Raw genomic sequence first — 23,735 nt, 5'->3', positions numbered from 1 at the left:
TTTTTTAAACTAATTTTTTTTCTTTAGAAGGTAATTCTTAAATATGAAAAATATTAAAAAATGAACGGACTACAAGAAATGATTTTTATAAGTGAAATTGCGCTACAATCAAAAATTGCGCAAAGAGCAGCTGAATGCTTAAAAGCCAACGAGAACTCTTTTGATAAAATAGAAGTTTGGAGTTCAATCCAATCAATTCTTGTAGCGGCAGCAAATGTTTCCAAAATTCTATGGTCAAGTAATAAAAAGTACGAAAAACGCGGTGAAAGATTAAGACAAATACTCAGAGTAGAAAAGGAGAATATACTGTCTGATCGCAAATTTCGCAATCACTTTGAACATTATGATGATCGAATTGAAGAATGGTTTTGCAATAATTCAAATGGGGTTTACATTGACTTAGCGATGAATCCTTCTTTTCCAGGACGTACACTTAACAATAATCACCGTGGCTACAATTCATTTGATAATACTTTAGTATTTCGCGATCAATCGTTGGATTTAAATGAGGTATTGAAAGCACTTGAAGACATACTCAATAATTGTAAACCGCATACACTAACATAAATAAGGACAATCACTAGCAACGGTTTTGTAAAACAGATTTCTAAGGTAAATTAAACCTTCTTACTGGTTTTATATAGAAGATGCTTTAGAGCATCTTTTTTGTTTTTCTATTGGATATTGTTTTAGCTTTTTTATTATAAAATTACGTGTTTATACGTATTGGTAGAAAAGAGGAATAGTTGTTTATTTGGGAAGCTAAGCTATTGGTAAATAAAGCACTCGTAATAATATTATAAGAGTTGAATATATTTAAGAAGTAGAATCAAGCTTCACAAAAAATGAGAAAAAACCAAATGAAAATTATGGCAAAAGACAAAATATCTAAAGTAAAAAGAGTAATTAATTACTACGAATTAGAATTCAAATTCAGAGAAAATAACAATTTCAATGATTTATTTGAAACGATTACTACTTTAGCTAATACACGAGCTAAAATAAGATATCAAAAATATGGTGACAAATTAGTTTTTATTCAAGGTATTGAAAATTCAGAAAATTTTTTGAAAGCAAAAATGCGTTGTGTTAGAAAAGATTTATTACCGGAATTAATGAATACAAAAACTGACGAAACAAAAGAAATTGAAGCTGAAGAAGAAGAAGGTTTAGTCGAAACAACACATTTCATAATTGATTATAGAAACAATAAAATAATACTTGCTTTAGAGTACAATCATTACGGTTCAAAAATAAATGATTTAATACATTATATTCAAAAAATAGGTATCCATAAAGAAATATTAGATAATGTTGGTTTTAAAGCAATAGTAAAAGATGATTTGGAAAAATTTAAAGAAAGGATAAATCGTTTTTCTGAGTTTGTAGTAAAAGTCCATAAAGATAATTTAGCACAGATAAAAAAAATGGATGAAAAAATTTGGAGTTCCTTAAACGCCTCATTTGAAAATTTTCAAAGTGATTACGCAACAATAGTTTTAAAATTCGATTATAAACAACGATCTGAAACCCCATTAATTCAAAATTCAGTATTTAATATTTTAAACTATTTTAAAAAACATAAAAATCAAAAATATTTATTTAACAAACTCTGCCTTCGTGCAGAAGATGCAGAACACAATAATGTTTTAGAAAATTTCGATTTACTTTTAGAAAAAATACATAGTGAAATTAAAGTTGAAAGAAAAGTTAAATACAGAACTTTAATTTCGGTAGATATGTTTCAAAAAATGACTCAAGAATTACTCTCAACAGATTTCAAATGAAAAACTTCAGAACATTAGTTGATAACTATTTAAACTATGCATTTTCTATTGATGCTTTACTAATAATTTTATATTGGTTCTTTTTTAATAAATTTTATTTAATATCAATTATTTACAATTCTAAGAATTCAAATCTTGACATTTTAGGAAATGTTATTGGAGCTTCAGTTTCTTTGGCAGGTTTTATTTTAGCCTCATTAACAATAATTGTTGCTATTCGGTCAAATATTTCTAATAAATTACCTGAGCAATCTAAAAGCCCTTTGGAACTATTTTTTTCTATTGGGACTTTCAAAACAATTGTAAAAGTTTTTAAAATTGCAATAACAGAATTAGTACTTTGTTTTATAATCTCATATCTCGTTTGGGCAATATCTGAAAATGTAGCGAATGAATTTATTTTTAAAACTATAATTTCATTAATATACTTAATGTCTGTAAGCACGATTAGAAGTTTGTTTGTGTTGTTTTTATTAATAAATTCTGATATAAATAACAAAGCCGGACACTAACATAGTTTTGCGGAATTTGGGCTTTAAGGCTTAAAATAATGGTGGTTTTGCATTTGTAAGCTTTATCTTGAAATTAGTGCTTTTAGAAAAACTGTTCCAAAAACTCCGCAAAGTAGGCGGGAGTTAGCTATATAAAATCTCAGCATTCGAAAAAATATTTGATATGACATTTAATGAAATCGATCTAAATATCGTTATAACAATATTGACCTCAATTTTAATTCCAATAATAATAGGGTTTATCACCTATATAATCGCAAAAAAACAAATTATAAATACAGGAGTTACACAGTTTAGACAGCAGTGGATTAATTCATTGCGAGATACAATCAGTGTTTTTATTTCCAGAGCAGAATACACAAGCATACAGGAAAATCAAGAAAAAATTAAAGAAGCGTTTCGGGAAATCGTCGAAGCAGAATTCAAAATTGAATTACTTTTAAATCCATCGGAAGAAGATCATAATAAGCTTGTTGAAAAAATGAGAGAAATAAGAGATTTAATTTATTTCGTTCCAGATAATGACACACTTGATATTCACATAGAGGAACTTCTGGCAATTACAAAGAAAGTTTTAAAAAGAGAATGGAATGTTGTAAAAAGTGGAAAATAGCTATTGTAAACAGTATTTTTTTTGAACAAGAGGGGTTTAAGATTGAATTTAATGTTTGTTTTGCAATCATGAAATTACGTGTTTATACGTATTGATTAAGAAATGGATTAATTGTTTATTTGATAGGCTTGAAATAAATAAAATGCACATAATAATATAAGAGTTGAATATACTTATGAGTTAACATATATTTTATGACGAACGTTATGGAAAATAATGAATACATAAAAATTGATTTAGAAAGAATTGAAAAATATTCTTCTGAGTTTTTAGAAAAAAGTAAACCAAATCAATTTTACGATAAAAATGTTTTTTTTACACAAGACTTGAATGGTTCAAAACACAACCACTTTCAAATTATTGGTAACCTTGGAGGCTATCCTACAGAAAGTGAATTTTTATCCGAAACCAACTTTTATATAATCTCTGAAAAAATTATTGACGATATAAAAAATGGTATTCTTAATAACCAAATCATTGGGTTAGAGAAAAAATTAAACGCGAAAGGTAAAAAACATTCTAAACTAAAAGTTTTAACTGAAAAAGTTTTTCTAAAACATATTGAAGAACGAAGTCTAAATATTGGAGATATGGTTACTTTAGAACTCGTAAATAAAATATAATGAATTTTTTCGCAATTGACGTTGAAACAGCAAACGCAGATTATTCAAGTATCTGTCAAATTGGTATTGCAGAATTTAAAAATGGACAAATCATTGACAAATGGTCTGTATTAATAAATCCGGAAGATTATTTTGATCCTTTTAATGTTTCAATTCACGGAATAAGTGAAAAAGATGTAAAAAATGCTCCCACATTTAAAGAGATTTATAACGAATTAAAAAAACGTATTGAAGGACAAATATCAATTCATCATATGCCCTTCGACAGAATTGCAATTAACAGAGCTTGCGAAGCTTATAGTTTGGATTATTTACAACCTAAATGGCTTGATAGTGCTAAAATAGTTCGTAGAACTTGGGAAGAATTTGCATATAGTGGTTATGGTCTTTCAAATATTGCAAATCATCTTAATATTAATTTTGAGCATCACGATGCTTTAGAAGATGCAGTTGCAGCAGGAATGGTTGTCAAAAAAGCTTGCGAAATAACGAATTTGTCTATTGAAGAATGGTTTAAAAGAGTTGGACAACCAATTTTCTTGTACAAGAAAAATTCTTCCAATATTTATTTAGAAGGAAATCCTGAAGGACAACTTTACGGAGAAAATATTGTTTTCACAGGTTCTTTATCAATTCCACGAAGTGAAGCAGGAATCATTGCTTCCAAAATTGGTTGTAAAGTAACTAACTCTGTTTCAAAAACCACAACAATGTTAGTAGTCGGATTTCAAGACACAACTAAATTAGCTGGATATGAAAAAAGTTCAAAACATAGAAAAGCTGAGGAATTAATTGATAAAGGTGCAAAAATTAGAATTCTATCGGAAAATGATTTTGTAGAAATTTGTAATTTGCTTGAAAATAATTAAGAAAACTTGTTAATGGTAATTTTATACATGTGCAGTTTGAGTCTATATTGCATATTCTTTTGTATTGGAAAAACTGGCCACAAATCCTCTAAAACAGTATAAATGAATATAAATATACTTAAAGCTAATAATGGAGATTCTATTCATATTTCATATGCCGATGATATTGGTAAAATGAAAAATATTTTAATTGATGGCGGTACATCTACTACATATACATTTAAAAACAAAATCACAGGTAAAATCAATGATGGTGATTTAAAAAAAACAATTGAGGGCATTAGGCCAAACAAAATTGACCTTTTGATATTAACTCATATTGATGATGATCATATTGATGGTTTTTTAAAATGGTTCAGTAAGGACAAAGATGCTATTGAATCAATAAATGAAGTGTGGTTTAATTCAGGAAATTCGATAAAAAAAATTTTAAAGAATAAGGAAGCAGTGGTTGATTCTATTAAGTTTAAAGAAAAAACTACACTGACAAGTGTTAAACAAGGGAATGATTTTGAACAATACATAAAGGAAAAAGGTGTTTGGGATGAAAAAATCATTAAAAAAGGTGATGAGTTAATTTGGGATAGTTTGTCTTTTAAGATTCTTTCTCCAGGGAATGAAAAACTTGGGAAATTATTAAAAGAATGGAAAAGCAAGTCTCCTGAATCTCTATTTGATACATCTCGGAAAAATGACTATAAAAGAACTTTTCGAGAACTTATGGAAGAGGATAAATTTGAAGAAGACAATGATCCTTATAACGGAAGTTCGATTGCATTTATATTAAAAAAAGAAGATTTGAATTATTTGTTTTTAGGAGACTCGCATCCTTCTGAGCTAATAGATGAGTTAGGAAAACTTGGATACAATGGAGGTAATAAACTTGCTGTAGAACTGATAAAACTCTCTCATCACGGTAGTAAGAAAAACAACCCAGTTGAATTATTCAAATTAATAGATACGAGTAAATACATAATCAGTACAAATGGAGACCAACACGGTCATCCTGACAAGGCCACAATTGCGAGAATACTATCCGTAAATCAAAAAGCTGAGATATATTTTAACTATCCAACTTTGATATCAAAAATTATATTAGAAGAAGACAAGAAAGATTTTCCAGATGTTAAATATCTAGGAGTTGAATCGTTATAGAAAATGACTATGAAAGATGATTTACAATATTTTACTGTAAAGGTAGCTAATGGTAGCGGTTGTTTATTTCAACCATTAAATAGTGAGTACAGTTATGTGCTAACAGCTAAACACGTAATTAGTGATGTTGAAGAAATTGAAATAATTAGGCAATATATTAAGGAAGATGGAAGTAGAGAAGATGAAATAATAGAAATTTTAGAATCCCCATATTTGCATGGTGATCCAGATAAAGATGCAGCTATTATAAAGGTTAAGAAAATTGATGGATTAGAAGGCCTTTTAAGAGTCAATTTGAATACTACAGAAAAAGAAAATTGGTATTTATGTGGGCATCCGGATTCAAGAGAGAATAATGGTTTTTCATTTAGAAAGAATAAGCTAATAATAGTAAACCCTGTTGAATTTTATATTGAAGCGGAAATCGAAAAAAATGTCACCCATTCGGAAGTTATTGGACAATCAGGAGGTGGAGTAATTAAAAATGAAAGTTCTTGTTTTCTACTAGCTGGCATACAGAAAATGATGGCTGTTGATGATGATGATGAAACTCTTTCTCGAATTCATTTTGCACCATTATCTTTTTTTGATGAAATTATTGATGATAATAGTGATAAATTGTCAAAGTTATATCCACCTTATTTTGCTTCGTTGGAGATTATCTTAAATGATATATTTCCTTTACCGGGATTGCAATTAACAACACAAAAAGAAGAGTTATTAAAAAATCAGTTAAAGAGAATTGCTAAAGATCTTTCTATGTCATTTTCTCCACAAGCAGTATTAGAATTATATACTGATTCAATTCTTGCTTATGGAACAAATAAATCCTATATATCACATAAACAGCTTTGGATAGCGTTTCTAGAATTAATATCTATCAATCAGTTGCAAGTTAAAGATGGAAGTTTGGAATTTGACGATTTATTAGAAATAAGAAAGAAACATACCCTAGTATTTTTAGATTGTGATGATTGGGTTAAAAAGCTTGATTTGATTGTTAAATCTGATTTATCTTCATTAGAAAAAGGGGGAGCAGTTGTTGTAAGTAGTACTAGAGATACTAAGCCTACAACAGTTGAACTTGAAGCGGATTATATTCAAGATATCTGTACAGTTCTCCCTGAAGAAATGACAATATCCAGTGCCGTTGCCAAATCAGCTGAAGACATAAAAATTGTGCATATATACAAATTTCAAAAACATATAATAGATAATTATAAATCATTTAAAAATGTGACCTCTGGTAATGTAAAACAAATTATGATTGATGAAACAAGAAATGTTATATAAGGAGATAAACCATAAGGATTTAAATGATGAAATAAGTAAATCATTTGAAAGTATTATTTTTTTTGAACTAGGAGAAATTGATTATGGAGGTAAAATAATCATCTCTTTTGTTCAATTTAATGCTCAAGATAGTCTGAAACTAGAGTGGAAGGATTTTAATAATTTTATTACTGCTAAATATATCTCAAACATTAAAGATGAATATTCTAAATGGAATTTTTATGTTTTCTATTTATCTTCAGAAGTTATTTCAAAAGAGTTAAAATATGAAATTGAAAACAATAAGTTTAGTTCTAGAAAAATTATTGTTGATGATTTAAGTTGTGAAATAAGTCGTGAAATAAGTCGTGAAATATTTGAGAAGATAATTTCAGAACACATTATTAATGATAATATCCAATTTAGTGTGAAGGCTGATGAAGTAGATAGCTTTTCTAAAGATCCATTAATTAAAAGGGCCTTAATATCTTGTTCAATTAATAAATTGAAAAATATTAATGATGAAAACCTTATAGCCGTACTGAATAAAATCGAAACAGAACTAAAAGATGAAAATTAAAAGAGTAGAAATACAGGCTTTCCGAGCTTACGATAAAGTCGAGAATGGGACTTTTGACTTCAAGAGAAATGAAGATGGGGAATATGCGGACTTTATTTCTCTATATGCTCCAAATGGATTTGGTAAAACATCTTTTTATGATGCTGTTGAATATAGCTACACTAAAAATATTGATCGATTTTTAAAGAAAGATAAACTTAATCAGGAAAGTGCAAAATCTGAAAAAAATATTAACAACGCCGATAAGCAATTCATACTGAGAAATAGATATTCAGATTCGAGTCTGTCTAGTTACGTAAAACTATTAACATCTAATTCAGACACTTCGATTGTTAGGGATATCCCATTACCAAGAAAAGGAACCGCAGATTTCAAATTTGATGAAAAAGAAACAGAAAATAAATACTTTAGAGAAGTTATTTTATCACAAGATTGGATAAGCGGTTTTTTGAAAGAGGAGAAACCGGAAGATCGTTATAAAATATTTATCGAATATTTTGGAGATACAGAACTAGATAAATATTATAATGTTTTATCTCAGCTGATTTCTTTAAATGATAAAGAAATAAAAAATCTGACTTCAAATCTTAAAGGTATTCAATTAGAATTGAAATTCGAGGGTGATAAAGACGTTCTTTTTAAAGTAAATGAAAAAATAAATTCTTTGAATGAGAATGTAAAGTTCTTCAATATTATAGATTCGCAATCTTCTGAAACGGATATATTAAATCTTACTAATGACATATCTGAAAGATTAAACAACATTGAATTCGAAATTACAAAAAACCAAAATGTAATTTCTGAGTTAGATTCTTTAATTATTGGTACTGATGATTTTGTAAGCTTCAAACAATTTACAGAAAATATCAAAAATCTTAATAAATCTATAGAGAGGCAGTCTCTATTGGTTTCATTTAAAAAAAAGTTTGATGATTTAGCAAGGAAAAGGACAGAACGAAACTCGATTCAAGATTATGCTAAACGTTTGACATCAGAAAAGGAAAGAAAAGAAAAAATATTGAATCTTTTTGGTAAATATAATGAGGTTGAAAATCTTCGAAAAAACAAAGACAAAGAAATTAAGGTGGCAATTTTGTCGCAAGAATCTCTAAATAAAGAAATGTCTAGTCAAAAAATTCGACAATCAGAATTAGAGATTCAAATTTCTACTTCGCAAAGTCAAATAAATGATATTAATAAAATTGTTACAGACCTTCCAGAAATAAAGGAACGTATATTAAATACTGAAAGTAGCGTCTTAGAGTTAAAAAAGAATTTGGAAGTAAAGAAAGTTGATTTAAGTAAGAAATCTAATCTTATTAAACCAACAGAGGATTATATCAATGATTTGAAAAGTGCATTATCGAATTTGAGTAATGATATCTATCCATCTGAGTTTGATATCAATTTTGTAAAGTATTCGGAGCTACTGAAAAAAATAGATGATTTAAAAAGCAAACTAAATGAAGAGAATGGAAATTTACTCTTAATAAAAAATGAAATTATTGAGCAAGAAAAATTTCAAGCAGAATTAGATAATTTTATTTCAAAAGGATTATCAATAATTAATGATCAAAAAACTGATAGCTGTCCTTTATGTAACCATGATTATGAGTCTTACAACATCTTAGCTGATAAAGTTGCTAATAACAAATTGCTTTCTCAAAGAACAAATCAGTTGTTGAATAGGAGAAATGAAGTAGAAAATATCATTAATAATATTTCAGAAGAACAAAAAAAAATAATAGGTAAACTTACCGAAACGATCAAAAAAGATATTTCTGATAGTGAATTAAAGTTGCATGATTTTAAAATTCAAGCGCTTGATATTAGAAAATCAATAACCGAACTTGAAAATGAGATAGATAAAGAATCCAATACTTTATCAAACCATAGAAATTTGATTTCAAACAAATCAGTTGAAGAATATGGTGAATGGGCCAAAGATCACCTCAAGAAACTATCTGCTGATTTTAAAAGCTACCAGTTAGATTTAACTTCTATTAATGACAAATTAAAAACTAATCAAGAGCAATATAAAATCATATCTCAAAAAATTGAACTATTTGCGAAAGATAAAAAGTTATTTGAAGACAACAATGCCTTAAATGAAGTAAGAGGTTTCTTTTTAGAAAATTACCCAAATCTTGAGATAGATTCTAAGTATATTAATATTGACCTGAAAAGCCTTTCAGATAGTTTAAAAGAGTATTCAATTAAACTTGATGAATTAAAAGGAGACATTAAAGTAAATGAAAATGATTTAATTAGTATAAGTGAAGATTCTGTAAAAAAAGAATTGGAAGAACTTAGTAACAGTATCATGACTTTATCACGAGTGATTGAAAATTATAAAAGTCATTCAGATAAATATATTGATTTAAATGTAAATGAAATAAAAGAAGAGGTCTTCCTTGATAAAATTAATGATATTAAAAAATCAAAAGAGGATAAGCTTTCAGATTATCAAAATGAAAGAAGAGAATTAAGTCTTCTATATCAGTTAAAGGATAATGTATTGCCTTATTTAAAATTTGAGGGATCCAAACGAAAAGAGAGTGAAATTAAGATTAGAATCAAATTACTGAAAGATAAAGTTGGGAAAAGTTTATCAGAAGAGATCAAAAAAGTTTCTGAACACATAGAGAAACAAATAAAATCATTCTTTTATGAAGAATTGATAAATGATTTGTATAAAAGAATAGATCCACATCCTGAGTACAAAAAAGTTAAGTTCATTCCTGATTTTAAAGATTCTAAACCTAAGTTGAATGTTTGTGTCTATAAAAATAATGAGGAATCAGACTTTATTATACCAAACTTATATTTTAGCCAGGCACAATTAAACATTTTAAGTCTATGTATATTCTTAGCTAAAGCTCTAAACGCAAAAGACGATAGAGACAATGCAATAGATTGTATTTTTGTAGATGATCCAATCCAATCAATGGATAGTATCAATATTTTATCTACAATTGATTTATTGAGAAGTATAGTTGTGAATCAAAAGAAGCAAATAATACTGTCTACGCACGATGAAAATTTCCATAACCTGTTAAAGAAAAAAATTCCTTCTGATTTGTTTAAATCAAAATTTATGGAATTGGAAACATTTGGGAAAGTAAGAGGTTAATAGTTTTTCTCTTTACTGCGATTTTTTCAATTTGAGTTTCTTGAAAAACTAAAATGTAATTGTGAGAATAACAATTAGTAATAATCAGGAAATTTCAGATTAAAAGTCCAGACTATTTGCAACTTCATGATATTAAAAATAAGTGTAAAATGCCCAATCTAAAGGATATGGATGCTAAAGAAAAAAATAGAAATAATAAATGCATTCTTGCAGTTTGGAATTCAGGAACTAAAGGTAAAACAGAAACTGTAAGAGAATTTGCAAAACTTTTATTAGCAACATATACTAATTATATTGAAATATTTCCAATTCCTGCAAGCATACCTTCTAAAAACGATTTTAGACTTGTTGTAAATATTAACGGATTAATAGTAGGTATAGAAAGTCAAGGTGATCCTAAAACTGGTTTAGAGAAAAGGCTTTTAGAGCTCTCCGATATTTACAAATGTGATTTAATAGTTTGCACCTGTAGAACTAGAGGAGAAACTGTTTGGGCTGTGGACAGCGTTGCTGGATCAAGAGGTTATGAGACAATTTGGTCGTCTACATATCAAGTAGTCGGGAAAAATCAACAGCAAGTTTCAAATAATTTAAAAGCTAAACATCTTTTAGAGCTTTTAAACTCGCTGGGAAAAATATAAGTCCCAATTATAAAATTTGAACGGGTTATAGCCTATAACCACTAAAGATTCTGTTTACAGAAGAAGGATTTTACAGCTTAAAGCGATATTAGTAAGTTAGAAGAAAAAATAAAAAGCCTTATTTGTAAGATTTTTTTTTAAATTAGTAGTCAGATATTAAATGTCAAATACTATGAAATTTTTAAGAGAAGACTGGATGTTTAAAGACTACTGTATTTTTATAGTTGCACTTATTTTATTAATAGTTAATAGTTATTTATACTATGATTATATCATGTAAATAATTGAATTGGCAACCCAGTTAAAATGCTCAATGAAATTGGTTAAAGCTTGTGATAATGCAAAGCGATTGAATAATTTTTTTGAATAATTTGAAATTATGCAACTCCCTAAAAACCGGTCAGAAGAAGGGGCTTATTTTAGAGAGCTGCATAGTTTTAGTAATAGGTTACTTCGGATGCATAGCCGCCGCTTTCTATACCATTTGGTTCATTACGTTTTGCAATATTACCTTTAAAGCGCATTAATTTTTCCTGTTTACTAGGACCATCTAACCAAATAATACAATGTTCACCGTCTTTCTCAACCCCAAAAACTAAACGATTATAATTTGATTTTTTACCTGTTTGTGAATTAAAATATGGTTTAGTGAAACGATTTGCAAAATCTTTAGGCAATGGAATATCTGTGCAATATAATTTTGATTTTTCTTTATTCTGCCAACTTAATTTTAAATGAACCGGTAACTGAAGTTTATATGAACTTATATTTTTATCTTTTGCATCGGTATAAAAAATAGTATAAGTAAGTTGTGAAGCTATACCTATAGGGGAATTCCACTTAGCATCTATGAAAGATTGATATCCGATTCTGTTATTTAGTCCTTCTTTAGAAATGGTGTACATAAAAACTACTTCATAATTGCCATCTTCACTACAAAACCCAAAATCAAGTTCATAAGTTGGGTCCGGTTTTTCCCAAATACTATAATCTACAGGATGATGTTTTAAATAATTATTGATTTCTATACTATCACCAAAATTTATTGCAGGATATTCCACATATTTATCCTTTAGTTTAACAATTCCTCTTTTAATTTCAACATGATCAACCCAAACACAAATTCTTCCTCCTGGGGCCATTCCTGTAGTTATGTTTGTAAATTGTTCTTTCTTCCCATCTTTTATATATCCTTTTTGAAATAAATTTATGATTTTTTTAGTGGGTAAAGACATTCCTCCATTAAAAGTGCAAGTTTCTAATTTATCATTTAAACCTCCGTAGTCAACAGCAACACTGTCCGGAAATATTTCAATGTCTCCATTATTTCTGGCTGCATCTCCTATGCTCCAATTTCCTGAAATATCCGTTAAAGTTTCTGCACCACTTATTAGTTCTCCTTTGTAAAAGTAATAAATATGTGGCCCGTCAGTAATATAATAATCAGGCCTACTCATCGCTGCGGACCAGCTTGTTTTTTCTTGTTGTTCTTTGTTTTTACAACTTAAAAAAAATATACTATTGAGGATGAATATAAGTTTCGCGAAGGTAACTATCCTTGTTTTCGTTTGCATATCTTGGTGAATTAATGTAAAGTAACTTGTCTATTTTTTTTATATCAAAAATAGGTTCGCCTTTCCGCTCTATTAATTTTGCTAAATTATAGTTAGCGGATAGATGTATGAATTTAATTTTAGATAATTTATTTTTTATTTGTTTTGCTTTCTTTCGGTGAAGTTCTAGTTTAAGCTTTTCAATTAGTTCTTTTTGATATTTAACGAGTTCTTTTGGAGTATCATATTCAAAAGAATATTTATAATTTGGTTTATCATTTTTGAAAGGAACATTCGATAATTGAGCTAATTCTTTCATAGCATACATATTAACCACAGAATAGCGGGGCGTTACTTTTCTTTTAGCAACAAGTTGCCAATCAATAACTTCAATCATGTCATAATTTGTTTGATCCTTTCTTTGCTTCCTAACATTTATCTTGAAATAAAAATCTTTGTTTGTACCTAATTCATTACGTATAAAAAAGTTCCTCAGGTTATGTAAATTAGGAGGAACTAATCTTTGATGCCCAGCATCAATGATTGTTTGTTCGTACGCTATAATATCATAATCTTCTTTTATTGCCGCGTAACCACCACCTATATCTGAATGTGCGCCTGGTAATTTTACTTCGAAAATATTCTTTTTATTACCGACTTTTGTTAACGCAAAATTTTCTCTCCATTCGTCCTCTGCAATAAAATGGACAATTTGCTGGATCGGTAAATTATCTATTTTTTGCTTAACAATGTTTAAGGCTAATTCAGTTGCAGATCCAATTCCTGGCGGTAATTTTAAAGGTGAAGGCATAAGTAAATTGAATAGATCAATTTTTTTACCCAGATGATCTTTTACAATCATTTGAGAAACAACTGTGTCAAACAAACCGACAAATCTAATTTTTACTGGACTTTTTTCTAATCTTTCGGTTTCTGTTTTTTTTGCTATTTTTAATAAATCCTCTACATTTGAGCTTTTTACAGCTCTAGGTTTTTCAAAATAATATTTTATATTGTCTTGAGTTTTATTCAGTTTTAAACTTTGACCTAGAAGTCCTAAATTATATTTATACCCAATTGGCATTATAGCATTTTGTTGTTTGACAGAAGTATTTTCAATATGCTTTGATGTGTTTTCTTTATCAAGGATTTCAAAAATATCTGTAATTGATTTTTTTCCTAAAATTTCATTGCAAAAATCTCTTGCTGCTGCTGCTCCTCTACTAAAGCCAAAAATATCAAAAGTTATTGAGCCTATTTCTTTGTCATTGCTTAATATTTTTTTTATGTTTTTTGAAAGTTCGTGACAACCTTCAATAACTTTTCCTTTAATACCGCTAATTCCTTCCCCTAGGGCAAATCCTTTTGGATCGTCTTCTTCATTTTCTATTGTGCCTATGCCTTGTATGTATTGCTTTAATGTTATAAAGATATTATTTTCGTCTTTATCGTTTTTTGTCGTTTCATATAAGTCATGAAGCAATACGATATTACTATATGGATTCCAATAACTACTTTCGGAATCAATTTTTTTACCATTAGGCAATTCCTTTTCCTTAGGAATATGACTGTAAACCAAACGGTCATTATTTAATTTTTCATAGTAGACCTTTTCAGAATTAGACTTGTTATTTCCTGTACCATCAAAAAACATTCCGACTGTAAAATGCACTTTTATTTTTTGTTTAACAGCGATGTTATTTTTGCCTATAACAGTTCCGGTTTTTACTACTCTAAATTGCGACCAATCACTAAGAATGAGTTTTGAGGTTGTTTTAATGTCATCAACTTTTACAAACTCAGATTTTAATGGATTTACATTAATAAATATCTGCGCTTTAGCATGCGTAATTTTATCGAGGTCAACGTTGTATAAAAAAGCTTTTATCTCTATGTCCGGTGCATTTCCTCTATTTTGTAATTCGTTGTTTTGCGGAAGTGTAATCACTACATCTGCAATGCCGTTTTTTACCTCGTAAACCTTATTACTTACTTCTACTAATACTTTTTCATTCTTCGGATTTACATCTTTAATTTTAACCAGTACATGATGTGTGGCTTTTTTTTGATTTTCCTTTGGAATATTTTTAAGGGTGATGTATAATTCTTCAATCATTTTGAATTGGGTTAAAAACCATCCTAACATTTGGCGCTAGGATGGTTTATGAATGTTTACTGTATTAAATTTTTTTAACTTCCAATAAAACTTCTATAGTTTGGTCGTCTTCCAATTCAACTACCTGGTCTTTTTGTCCTTCCATTATTGTAAATTCACTATTTGGGAAATCATTATCAGCATCTAATAATAATTCATATTTACCTGCCGGAATATTATTTAATTCCCAAGTTCCATCTAGTGACTCACAGTAGGTAAGGTCTTTTATGGAACCATCTATATGTTTAAGTAATATTTTGGAGCTTACATTTGAATTACCTTCTATTTGACCCTTTAGGTTAGCAGATGCAATTTTTATACCTGATCCACCAATCTGCGCTTCATTTAAGGCAATTTGCGAGGATTGAGGTACTTGTTCCGGGTGTTCAAAATCTGATAAATTAGTGTTGAAAGGTAGGGCAGAAGTGACATTCAGACCAATACTTTGTGCCTGCAGAATTGTCATGGAAGTCGGTATTCTTGTCGGCCATGCTTTTCCTACTTTTTCACCTTCCGGTTTTTGCATTTCCTCTACAATTGATAAGAATAATTCGTCGCCAATAACCGGTACTTCACCACCATTCCAAATTTGTCCGGTTTGCATATAGTAACGAACAGCCTCTTCAAAACCTGGACGAACAGTTACAATAACACGCGCCATACCACTTTGCATAAAGGCTCGGAAAATATGGTCATTGGTTTTATCGAATTGATACATTTCTACCCAATTTTGTCGATTACCCCAATAGTACGGATAAAAATTATAACTCATGATATCCCATTCAAAAGCTTGTTCCATAAACTTAACAAATGATGAATAATCATCTAAATCAGCATTCTGATCAATTATAGTATTACCCAAACTAAATGTGTTATCATTATTGTTTTTTGTATAGAAGTTTTTACCAAAAGTACGTTTGACATCAGGATTAGATGATATCAAATATGAAATACAATTTTTACGCAAAATGGTATTTTCGATTTGACGATAGAATCCCGGATTTGTTCCTAAAATTTGAACTCCATTGGCTTCTTCTGTAGCCAATGCTTCATTATATTTATCCAAAGCGTCATCATAGGCATTAATAATAGCGTTAAAAGTTTCCTGTTGCCATTTTGTTTTTGCTTCGACAGTTAATTTACAGGTAACACTTGCGTTAATATTAGCATGAAAATGATTTGACATAGTATATGATACCGGAACCTCATTCTTATATCCAATAAGTGAAAAAGATGTGCTTTTTTGAAGACTTCTTGTGGCCGAAAAAACGCTATTAAAAGAACCAAGTGAAACCATCATACCTGAATAGACCATACCATCATTATCACTCGATGAATTATATGTAAGGTTTCCAGTTATTGTTTCATATCCTTCGGGAATTGTAATTTTTGCTTTACCTGAATTACCTTCATGCCTACCGATTGAACTCCCATCATGAACAGCATTTATTGATTCACCAATTACAATAATCTCTTTAAGTTTTTCAGGAATTTCAACATTATATTTACCGGTCCAGTATTTTAAACGAGTATCGTCCAATTGCGAGTAGTTTTCCAATTTATTAGTTGCAGATGTTCTTGGATCTTCCGGCTTTACTAATACTGTTGCTTTATTTTGAAGCACCAATGTTTCCATTGCTAATTTATGTAAACGTGCAGGTTCAGGTATCATGAACTCAAACATTAAGCGTTTTCCATAGTTCACGATTTGATTTTTAAATACTTTATCTACCCAGCGGTAAACTCCTACTACATGTTTGTCTCCTCTTCTATTGTCAAAGCCATGAATATTATTCTCTTCAAATTCTTCAATTATTTTTTCAATACGCTCTTCTTTTACTTTGCTTACAATTCTGCCTAAAGCTCTTTCAGTAATTTCTTTAGCATTTGTTACTGCTTGGCGTGTACTTTCTTCTTTTGAATTATGAGTTGCAAAGTTTGCATTTGCTGAAAGAGAAAGTTGAGGAGTAGGACTATATGTCATCCCTGCTCCAGCAGAAAAGTCTTTAGCATTTGCTATTACTTTTGCTACTTCACTTTGCATTTCAAAACGATCAACAGATGTAGTATCTGATAATTGTTCTTTTTCTGTTTCGGTGGACGTAGTTTCTGTTATTTCGCTTCTTCTTAGTTTTCGTGTAGATTTTTCCTTGAATTCGCGAGCCATAACGTTTTCTATATGTGCTACTTCTCCTTCAACATAACCTTGAATACTCTGTTCTACTTTATTATAATCAGCTATTCCAATTTGTTTTACTCCAAAACCTTTAGGTATAAAAGCAGTCTGCGGGGAAACCGTTGAATTCCCACCTGAAGTATTTCCCCCAGTTTGATTGTCTGCAGGTAAACTGATAAAGTTTTTGTAAATTGAGGAAAGTGCGAAATTTAATATTACTACAGATGCACTTTTTCCATTAGCAAATTGAAAGGTTATGGAAAGTTCTTTTAAATTGGATGTAATGCCGGTCATGCTTAAATTTAAGAGGGCATCATAGCCAAGATAATGAGTTACACTACTTGATGTTTTCTCTACAAAAGAATTATCCGTACGAGTCATTTTGTATTTCACAGCAGTTATTTTCCAAGAAGGGTCGGGAATACCCACCATTATCTGTAATGTTCTTGAAACTGAAGTTATAAATCCGCTTCTTCTTCTAGTTTTAATCTCGTATTGGAAAGGTGTCAGAGGGACAGTGGTATTTGGGACCGTAAGCGTTGTTCCACCTATCACTACAGATGTACTACCATTGTCAATGGTATTATTGATCACTGTTTCACTTTCGACGTCAATAAGTTGATTAATACTATTTTTTACAGATTCGAAAGAATCAAATGATAGAGAATTCCCTATCGCGATCCTACTTAAAATATCTATTTCAAAATCATCCTCAGGATTTTGTGGATTTTTTAGATTTTGATATACTTCTAAACTTTCAGGACTTAATTGAGAAGCTAAGAAATCCTCATCCAATTCGGGTCTGAACGAGAAATCGAATTCAGGTAATTCAGGTGCAGGTACAGCAGGAGGTTGCTGACAAGGGTCTATTGGATCATAAGGTGAGGTATTGGACGGATCTTTTATACTGCACCAATTTGTTTTAGCAGTTTCAATATCACTATTATATTGGTCAATAATAGGTTTTATGTCTGCTTGGTACGTTTTGTATTCCGTTTTGTGTTTCTCCTCATATTCTTTTTTAAACACCTTTTCGGCAGCTTCTAATTCAATTTTTAATCTGTTTAAAACTAGGGTGTTTTCTTTTGAAATTGCTTGTTTTTCAAGCCTATTTAATGTGGCAGTTGTAAAGTTTACTTCAGAAGTATTATCAATTCCATTTAAAAGATCATCAGTTTCGGGTATTAAATTGTTTTCAACGAAAAGGTCTTTAGGTAATACTATCTTAGCTAAAGCTCTCTCTTTATATTTGCCTTTATTATCATTGCAAACATAATGTGCTAAAAATATTTGAATTAAGACTTCTTTCGCATAAAAATCTTTTTGAGTAATAACTTGATAAAATAGATTTTCCCAGATTGTTTTTAAATCTAAATTTTTGTTTATTACTATTTCAGCATTGTCTTCGATTTCAGTTTCGGTAGCTTTAATTTTATTTTTTGCTAACCAAACCGAAAATTCATATAGTTCGGGATTTAAATTTTTTAAATCATCTATACTTAAAGCATTGACTGAAAAATTAGTCGCCTCATTTTGTAAAGCGGTTAATTTAGAAGCACCTTCCGGTAAGTTGTCAATAGCGTCATTGAAAACTCCTTTTAGATCATTCGTTTGAGTTATAAAGCCTGGTTTTGTTTCATGATCGGAATTTAATTCTGGGGCTCTCATACTCACAAAGTGGAAAAGCGTACTTTTAATTTCGGTGTCCATAGTTTTGAATTTTATATTTTTTACATAAAAGCCAAATTTATATGGACGGTCGTGCAGTGTCAATTCGTATTAATACGTCTTTTAATAAGTAGTTTTACAATCAAAATATTTTGGTTAAACGTCTTCGTTTCTAAGATTTAGTATATTTTTATAATAGATTCTTTTATTGTTTTATTAAAAGGGATAAAATTTTAACATTCCTTATAATAAATTTAAGTGTGCCAATTTCTTTTTAGTATCTGAGTGTATTACGTGTTTATACGTATTGATTATCAAATTGATTAGTTGTTTCTTTGAGAAGCCTTAAGTTGTTGTATTTGTAATTGTTTAAAAAGTTGAATATGCTTATTAAATGACTGTCAGGTCAGATGGGGGCATAAAAAACGAAATATAAGACAATAATAGTACTGCCTATTAAACTCTCTGATAAAATAAATAATTAACGACTTGAAAGTAAAACGCTTTTATGAATAACTCAACCAATCCATCACAAACAGGTTCACCTTCACTTTATGATTTAATGGAGAAGGTGTTATCAAACACTACTCTTTCGGCTGAAGAAAAGATTAACCTAATTGATGAATTACGCAAGAATAATCCAGCAGCATCAGACCGATGGGCTCCTCGTGTAGCTATTTGGATTCTTGGGCTTGCTGTATTAACAACCATAATATGTATCACTTATCTAAGTCATGAAAACAGTGAAATTTCTGAAGGTCTGATTGCTATTGGTTCAGCTGCTGCAGGAGGACTTGCAGGGTTATTGTCTCAGGTGCAACGTACAACTGGTGATAATCAATTTTAAGGTTATAGGTAGTCTTAAATTGTTTTAAAAGCCTTTTGCATAATCCTCTGTTCTACTCTTGGTATAGATAGTTCTTCTGCTATTGTTTCCCAAGCACTTGTGGCCTGAATAACCTCATGAATAATTGTATCCATTTGCTGATTGGTTAACCGGAAATATTCGCCAACACTTTTGGCTAGTTCAAAATCCAACGAATTGTCATCAGTATCTATATTTATTGCCAAACCATCCTTATCGATTGAAGGGTTGAGGTCGTAGGCAGGGGAGAGTATCCATCCTTCATTGGTTAAGATAAATCCGTGGTTTCGTAGATGGTCATCGGTATTTGAGATAGCAATGTTGAAAATTATCCTTCTCCATAATTGGTGCAAATTTGCTTCGATATTTGCGCCATAATTACTGATGAATTCCGCTATATCTAAATAACTAGCATGATTGTCGCGAATGGTATCTTCATTATTACCGGTCATAGTCATGGCAGATGCAAAATGTATTCTTTCCCCATTTTCACGATCGAATCGTTTTGTGAAAAAAGTGTGGTGATTACCCATTATTTTCTCAATACGACATGGCGCCATTTCTATTCCAGCTCTTATTGCCAGTTGATAGGCCAGAAATTCCCATAATGCTTTATCTACAGTATCTGTTTTGGACGGAAATTTGGCAATCCACAGGTTCTTATCATTATCTAAAATATTTGCTTTTGGTCTTGCACCACCCAAAGATGAGCCCGGAGCAATCAGGACCGAGAGCCATTTTTTTACCTCGTCATTGTCTTGATCGTTTTCTAAATTTTTAGCAGCGTTTTGCAGCTCTCTAATGGATGACCATGGAGGTGTGGAAGCCGTTTTATTGTTATCGAGAAAATCGCCATTTTGATCTATTTTAAATCGTAAAGCCCCCATGCGGCTTTCGTCGAACACTCCTAAAAGAAAATCAATTTCATATAGAGTAAGTGCTTTTTTATTATGTTCCTTCGCCCATTGTGCAGCCCTACGTTTCATTAATGTTCTACCCCAGGTATCAGGCATACTGTCCGTAAATATTCCGAAATTCTCTTTTTGGTTTGGAAATTGTGGACCGCGGTAGAATTCTATATCCGGGTCGAGCAAAAACTTCTGTTCTGTTTTAATCCACTCTTTATCGTATTCAAAGCTAAAAGATTTTTTTCCTTTTGCCTGATGTGCCGACAGAATGCCTATTATTTTGGGTTCAGGCATTCCTTTCCAGTGTGCGTAAACGTATATGTCGGTTTTATTTTGAGACATCTTGGATTGTTAGATTGGTTGGTTTTTTGAAGTTTTTTACGCAATGTAACGAAGTAAACAACCCGGACTCGCGTTTGATTACTTTATTTAAGCAGCTCAAGGTCCTGAAGTTTTCTGCCCAGTTCGTCATCTGCAGCAAGTTTTAGGAAATCATCTTGTAAACCTAATACTCTAAGAACATTAAAATAAGCTCCCATAGCAACTCTTGGGTTGCCTTTCTCGATTAGGTATAAAGTTGACCTGACTACATCAGCTCTTTCAGCAACCTGTATAGCTGTTAGTTTTCTTCTTTTTCTGGCTAACTTTATATTTTCTCCCATCTGTTCCAACACCTTTTGATGCTTTGGAAAGATTATTTGTTTTTTTCTATTCATTATATTAAATGTATATTAATATAGACAAAAATACTGATTTTGTATATAATAACAATCATTTTGTTTGTATTAAATAGAGTTGTAATCTTATGTTCAGTATAATTTCCTAGTTTGATTTGGATAGTTTTATTGAAGGGGGGGGAGAAACTATTCAAAATAATGAGTTTTAAAAATTACTTTTTTTTGTATTTGCTATCTTTTTTATCACAAGAATAGAGACATGTTGGGTAAAATAATTATTTATTTTCCATTAAAATCACACACATTGCTGCTATCTCTGTGGTTAGTTGATTGTCTGCTGCCTCTGTTCCTTTACAGGCTTCGTTGATACAGCTTTTTAAGCTTTCTGCTTTTGGTTTTATTTCTTCAATCGATAAACCTTTGTCAATATTGGCTACAAAATCAGCGCAAGTTGCTAATTTGTTTTCTTCAGAAGCTTTTTTCCAATCGGATATTTTGGACTTATGTAATGTGCCTCCGGAATACCACTTTGGAGCGGTATCTGTTGTTGAATCTTCTGAAGAAGAGTTAAAAAATTAACTGCTATTAGTAATACCAGTATGCCTCCGGCAATATATTTCAGGCTTTTCATTTTTAGTTTTTTTACTTTATGGATAGTAGTCTCTAATGTTTGGTTAAAATCTAAGGTTTATTTATTTTACCAAAACGTATAGATAGTATGGTGCATTACCATTTGGACCTCCACCTCCACCTCTTATATTCGAGACGATTTCCCAATGATGATCTATTAGTATTTTTTCCATTTCGTTTATATATCTAACGGAAGAAGTTTCATACTTGACAATCATCTTTTTCCAACCTTGACCGCTAGATTTGTGCTTGCTTTTTCTGGCATCAGGATTTGAAGTGATTCCAATTTTTACATTGTCGTATAAATAAGCATATCGCTGAATACTCCTAATTAATGAGGTTTTTACGTAACTGAAATTGCCTGTCCAATAGTCGTATTTTAATTCCATTTATGTTTTATAGTTGAGTTATTTTTTATACCAGTTGGTAGCAATCCATTCAATTAAATTTTGGCGATTATCTTCTCCTTTTAATTCATCATGATGTAATAATCGTTCAACTTTTTGAAAACTTTCTATGGTTTTCGGGACATCATACATTTTTAAAAATCTATTGCAGAAATATATCACTTCGTATTCCTCTGTTTTGTCAACTTTAATTCGGTCTAAAACTCCTTTGTATTTTGGATTATCACCTCCATCAACAGTTGGAGAATACCCTGTGAGCCCTAAATCATTACCTGTAAAATTTGTCATATTTTCTTTTCTTTAATTTAAATTTACTTTTATTGTTTCGAATTGATCAGAATGTATTCCTGCCCTTTTGAAATCTTCAAAATCTGTTTTAACCATATCTATCCAGCTAAGATTTTCTGAAATGTTTTGTGATTTGTATTTAATGTACATTGATTTTGCAAGTTCAACATCTCCATTGAGAAGGTAAGCGTGAGCTAGATTACCTTTTATCAATAAGTCCGTTTCATCCAGTTTTTCACCTTCCTTGAGGTATTTAATGGCCTTTAAAAACTGCTTTGTAAGGATATAGGAGTAGGCTAAATTATTGTAGTCTTCAAGTTTTGGAGTAGTGTTGGAAATTATATCCAAATATTTATTTATTGCTAAAGAATATTGGTGCCTTTGAATATAAGTGTTTGCGGTGTTTCGTTGTTCATTGTAAATTTTATCTAGTTCTCCTGTAGTGTTTAGACATTGGATATTGATATCCTGTAGAATTTTGTTTTGTTCTTCCGGGATTAATTTTTGATACTCCTGTAATTTATATTTTTCTTCAAGTTTATTTAAAAGACAAAGGCAATATTGTTCGGAATTGCTTATTTGGATTTTTTTCGAATTTGTTTTGCAATTTTGTATGAACTTGTTCTTGATATCTTTTGTCCACCCCCTTGAAGCTTTATAGTCTACCCATGGCATTACTTCCAAAACAATCTTCTCACTCATAATCATATTTGTGTTTTTAAAACCAAACCAGATATATCCGGTATCTTCTTTTAAACAAGCGGAATTGTTAAGAGTGATTCTATTAACTTCCCGATTAATTTCGTTTGGATTACTGTAACATGCAGTTTGGTAATTTCCTGTTTTAGAATAATTGTCAGCAGCCTCATAAGTTTTAAAAATAGAGTAATAACATTTATCATCTCCGGCTGCTTTTGACATGAGAGAGATGGCGACAGCGGATCCTTTACTAACACGGGTAGGGTCAGGTAGTATTGTTAAAACAGAGGCTAAATCATTGACCATTTTTTGATCTTCATCAAGTAAAGTGATTCTGTAAACTACCTCAGTAGTGCCAATTGGAAGGTCGTCTGTTCTTACCCATGTCCTGTCTCCGGCACCCAGTACTATTTCCCGAGTAGTAGCTCTTTCTTTATCCCAGTAGCCATAAATGTTTTGTGAATAGGATGTAGATAGATTTATGAAGTAAAGTATAATTATTATTACAGTTCTTATCATCGTTT

21 protein-coding genes are annotated in these 23,735 nt (G+C 30.3%); 13 read left to right on the top strand and 8 right to left on the bottom strand.

The features are described 5' to 3' along the window. The first annotated feature begins 60 nt into the window (after nucleotides 1–60). The 11 genes from FLJC2902T_RS06400 to FLJC2902T_RS06350 all read left to right on the top strand — a co-directional run bounded on the left by FLJC2902T_RS06400 (nucleotide 61) and on the right by FLJC2902T_RS06350 (nucleotide 11,185). On the top strand, nucleotides 61–567 hold the full coding sequence (locus FLJC2902T_RS06400; RefSeq protein WP_023578964.1) for a hypothetical protein: 507 nt from the start codon (nucleotides 61–63) through the stop codon (nucleotides 565–567). Nucleotides 568–845: 278 nt separating this feature from the next. Further along, nucleotides 846–1,787: a hypothetical protein gene (locus FLJC2902T_RS06395; RefSeq protein ID WP_035677607.1), complete on the top strand. Its 942-nt coding sequence runs from the start codon at nucleotides 846–848 to the stop codon at nucleotides 1,785–1,787. Continuing rightward, nucleotides 1,784–2,299: a hypothetical protein gene (locus FLJC2902T_RS06390; RefSeq protein WP_035677605.1), complete on the top strand. Its 516-nt coding sequence runs from the start codon at nucleotides 1,784–1,786 to the stop codon at nucleotides 2,297–2,299. Before FLJC2902T_RS06395 ends, FLJC2902T_RS06390 begins: the two co-directional genes overlap by 4 nt. Before the next feature lie 163 nt (nucleotides 2,300–2,462). Next, nucleotides 2,463–2,912, top strand: coding sequence for a hypothetical protein (locus FLJC2902T_RS06385; RefSeq protein WP_023578962.1), 450 nt, complete (start codon nucleotides 2,463–2,465; stop codon nucleotides 2,910–2,912). A 194-nt stretch (nucleotides 2,913–3,106) separates the two neighbouring features. After that, nucleotides 3,107–3,535, top strand: coding sequence for a hypothetical protein (locus tag FLJC2902T_RS06380; RefSeq protein ID WP_162147679.1), 429 nt, complete (start codon nucleotides 3,107–3,109; stop codon nucleotides 3,533–3,535). Next, nucleotides 3,535–4,404, top strand: a complete 870-nt coding sequence (locus tag FLJC2902T_RS06375) for an exonuclease domain-containing protein (RefSeq protein WP_023578961.1) — start codon at nucleotides 3,535–3,537, stop codon at nucleotides 4,402–4,404. Before FLJC2902T_RS06380 ends, FLJC2902T_RS06375 begins: the two co-directional genes overlap by 1 nt. Nucleotides 4,405–4,506: 102 nt before the next feature. Further along, the gene (locus FLJC2902T_RS06370) at nucleotides 4,507–5,559 is read left to right on the top strand and encodes a ComEC/Rec2 family competence protein (protein WP_023578960.1); all 1,053 of its coding nucleotides are present in this window, start codon (nucleotides 4,507–4,509) and stop codon (nucleotides 5,557–5,559) included. A gap of 9 nt (nucleotides 5,560–5,568) precedes the next feature. Continuing rightward, the gene (locus FLJC2902T_RS06365) at nucleotides 5,569–6,852 is read left to right on the top strand and encodes an ABC-three component system protein (protein ID WP_023578959.1); all 1,284 of its coding nucleotides are present in this window, start codon (nucleotides 5,569–5,571) and stop codon (nucleotides 6,850–6,852) included. Continuing rightward, on the top strand, nucleotides 6,830–7,411 hold the full coding sequence (locus FLJC2902T_RS06360) for an ABC-three component system middle component 1 (RefSeq protein ID WP_035677600.1): 582 nt from the start codon (nucleotides 6,830–6,832) through the stop codon (nucleotides 7,409–7,411). The genes FLJC2902T_RS06365 and FLJC2902T_RS06360 overlap by 23 nt, the downstream gene beginning before the upstream one ends. Continuing rightward, a complete protein-coding gene (locus FLJC2902T_RS15750; RefSeq protein ID WP_023578958.1) occupies nucleotides 7,401–10,544 on the top strand; it encodes a hypothetical protein in 3,144 nt (1,047 codons plus the stop codon). Before FLJC2902T_RS06360 ends, FLJC2902T_RS15750 begins: the two co-directional genes overlap by 11 nt. A gap of 167 nt (nucleotides 10,545–10,711) precedes the next feature. Then, the gene (locus tag FLJC2902T_RS06350; protein WP_162147678.1) at nucleotides 10,712–11,185 is read left to right on the top strand and encodes a hypothetical protein; all 474 of its coding nucleotides are present in this window, start codon (nucleotides 10,712–10,714) and stop codon (nucleotides 11,183–11,185) included. 437 nt (nucleotides 11,186–11,622) lie between these two features. On the opposite strand, the gene FLJC2902T_RS06345 is transcribed toward FLJC2902T_RS06350, so the two are convergent. The 3 genes from FLJC2902T_RS06345 to FLJC2902T_RS16420 form a co-directional block, all read right to left on the bottom strand. Next, nucleotides 11,623–12,759: a DUF2931 family protein gene (locus FLJC2902T_RS06345; RefSeq protein WP_035677597.1), complete on the bottom strand. Its 1,137-nt coding sequence runs from the start codon at nucleotides 12,757–12,759 to the stop codon at nucleotides 11,623–11,625. Then, the gene (locus FLJC2902T_RS06340; protein ID WP_162147677.1) at nucleotides 12,704–14,854 is read right to left on the bottom strand and encodes a phospholipase effector Tle1 domain-containing protein; all 2,151 of its coding nucleotides are present in this window, start codon (nucleotides 14,852–14,854) and stop codon (nucleotides 12,704–12,706) included. The genes FLJC2902T_RS06345 and FLJC2902T_RS06340 overlap by 56 nt, the downstream gene beginning before the upstream one ends. Nucleotides 14,855–14,918: 64 nt before the next feature. After that, the gene (locus FLJC2902T_RS16420) at nucleotides 14,919–18,779 is read right to left on the bottom strand and encodes a hypothetical protein (protein WP_023578954.1); all 3,861 of its coding nucleotides are present in this window, start codon (nucleotides 18,777–18,779) and stop codon (nucleotides 14,919–14,921) included. 466 nt (nucleotides 18,780–19,245) lie between these two features. Between FLJC2902T_RS16420 and FLJC2902T_RS06330 the strand changes: the two genes are divergently transcribed. Further along, the gene (locus tag FLJC2902T_RS06330; protein ID WP_023578953.1) at nucleotides 19,246–19,584 is read left to right on the top strand and encodes a hypothetical protein; all 339 of its coding nucleotides are present in this window, start codon (nucleotides 19,246–19,248) and stop codon (nucleotides 19,582–19,584) included. 14 nt (nucleotides 19,585–19,598) lie between these two features. On the opposite strand, the gene FLJC2902T_RS06325 is transcribed toward FLJC2902T_RS06330, so the two are convergent. Further along, complete coding sequence (locus FLJC2902T_RS06325) at nucleotides 19,599–20,852, bottom strand: type II toxin-antitoxin system HipA family toxin (RefSeq protein WP_023578952.1); 1,254 nt, start codon at nucleotides 20,850–20,852, stop codon at nucleotides 19,599–19,601. Nucleotides 20,853–20,935: 83 nt separating this feature from the next. Continuing rightward, the gene (locus FLJC2902T_RS06320) at nucleotides 20,936–21,226 is read right to left on the bottom strand and encodes a helix-turn-helix domain-containing protein (RefSeq protein WP_035677592.1); all 291 of its coding nucleotides are present in this window, start codon (nucleotides 21,224–21,226) and stop codon (nucleotides 20,936–20,938) included. A gap of 390 nt (nucleotides 21,227–21,616) precedes the next feature. On the opposite strand from FLJC2902T_RS06320, the gene FLJC2902T_RS06315 reads away from it, so the two are divergent. Continuing rightward, entirely contained in the window at nucleotides 21,617–21,766 is a 150-nt protein-coding gene (locus tag FLJC2902T_RS06315) for a hypothetical protein (protein WP_162147676.1), read from the top strand. A gap of 113 nt (nucleotides 21,767–21,879) precedes the next feature. Here the strand turns inward: FLJC2902T_RS06315 and FLJC2902T_RS06310 are convergent, their stop codons facing one another. From FLJC2902T_RS06310 to FLJC2902T_RS06300, 3 genes are read right to left on the bottom strand one after another with little or no spacing between them, the layout of a single operon-like run. Next, entirely contained in the window at nucleotides 21,880–22,206 is a 327-nt protein-coding gene (locus FLJC2902T_RS06310) for a hypothetical protein (protein ID WP_023578949.1), read from the bottom strand. Nucleotides 22,207–22,224: 18 nt separating this feature from the next. Next, nucleotides 22,225–22,512: a hypothetical protein gene (locus tag FLJC2902T_RS06305; RefSeq protein ID WP_023578948.1), complete on the bottom strand. Its 288-nt coding sequence runs from the start codon at nucleotides 22,510–22,512 to the stop codon at nucleotides 22,225–22,227. A 12-nt stretch (nucleotides 22,513–22,524) separates the two neighbouring features. Beyond that, on the bottom strand, nucleotides 22,525–23,730 hold the full coding sequence (locus tag FLJC2902T_RS06300; RefSeq protein ID WP_023578947.1) for a tetratricopeptide repeat protein: 1,206 nt from the start codon (nucleotides 23,728–23,730) through the stop codon (nucleotides 22,525–22,527). Between the last annotated feature and the right edge of the window lie 5 nt (nucleotides 23,731–23,735).

It is taken from the genome of Flavobacterium limnosediminis JC2902 (assembly GCF_000498535.1).
Classification (GTDB): Bacteria; Bacteroidota; Bacteroidia; order Flavobacteriales; family Flavobacteriaceae; genus Flavobacterium; species Flavobacterium limnosediminis.
The sequence above is the reverse complement of the archived record's forward strand: the minus strand, read 5'-3'. Positions and strand labels throughout refer to the sequence as shown.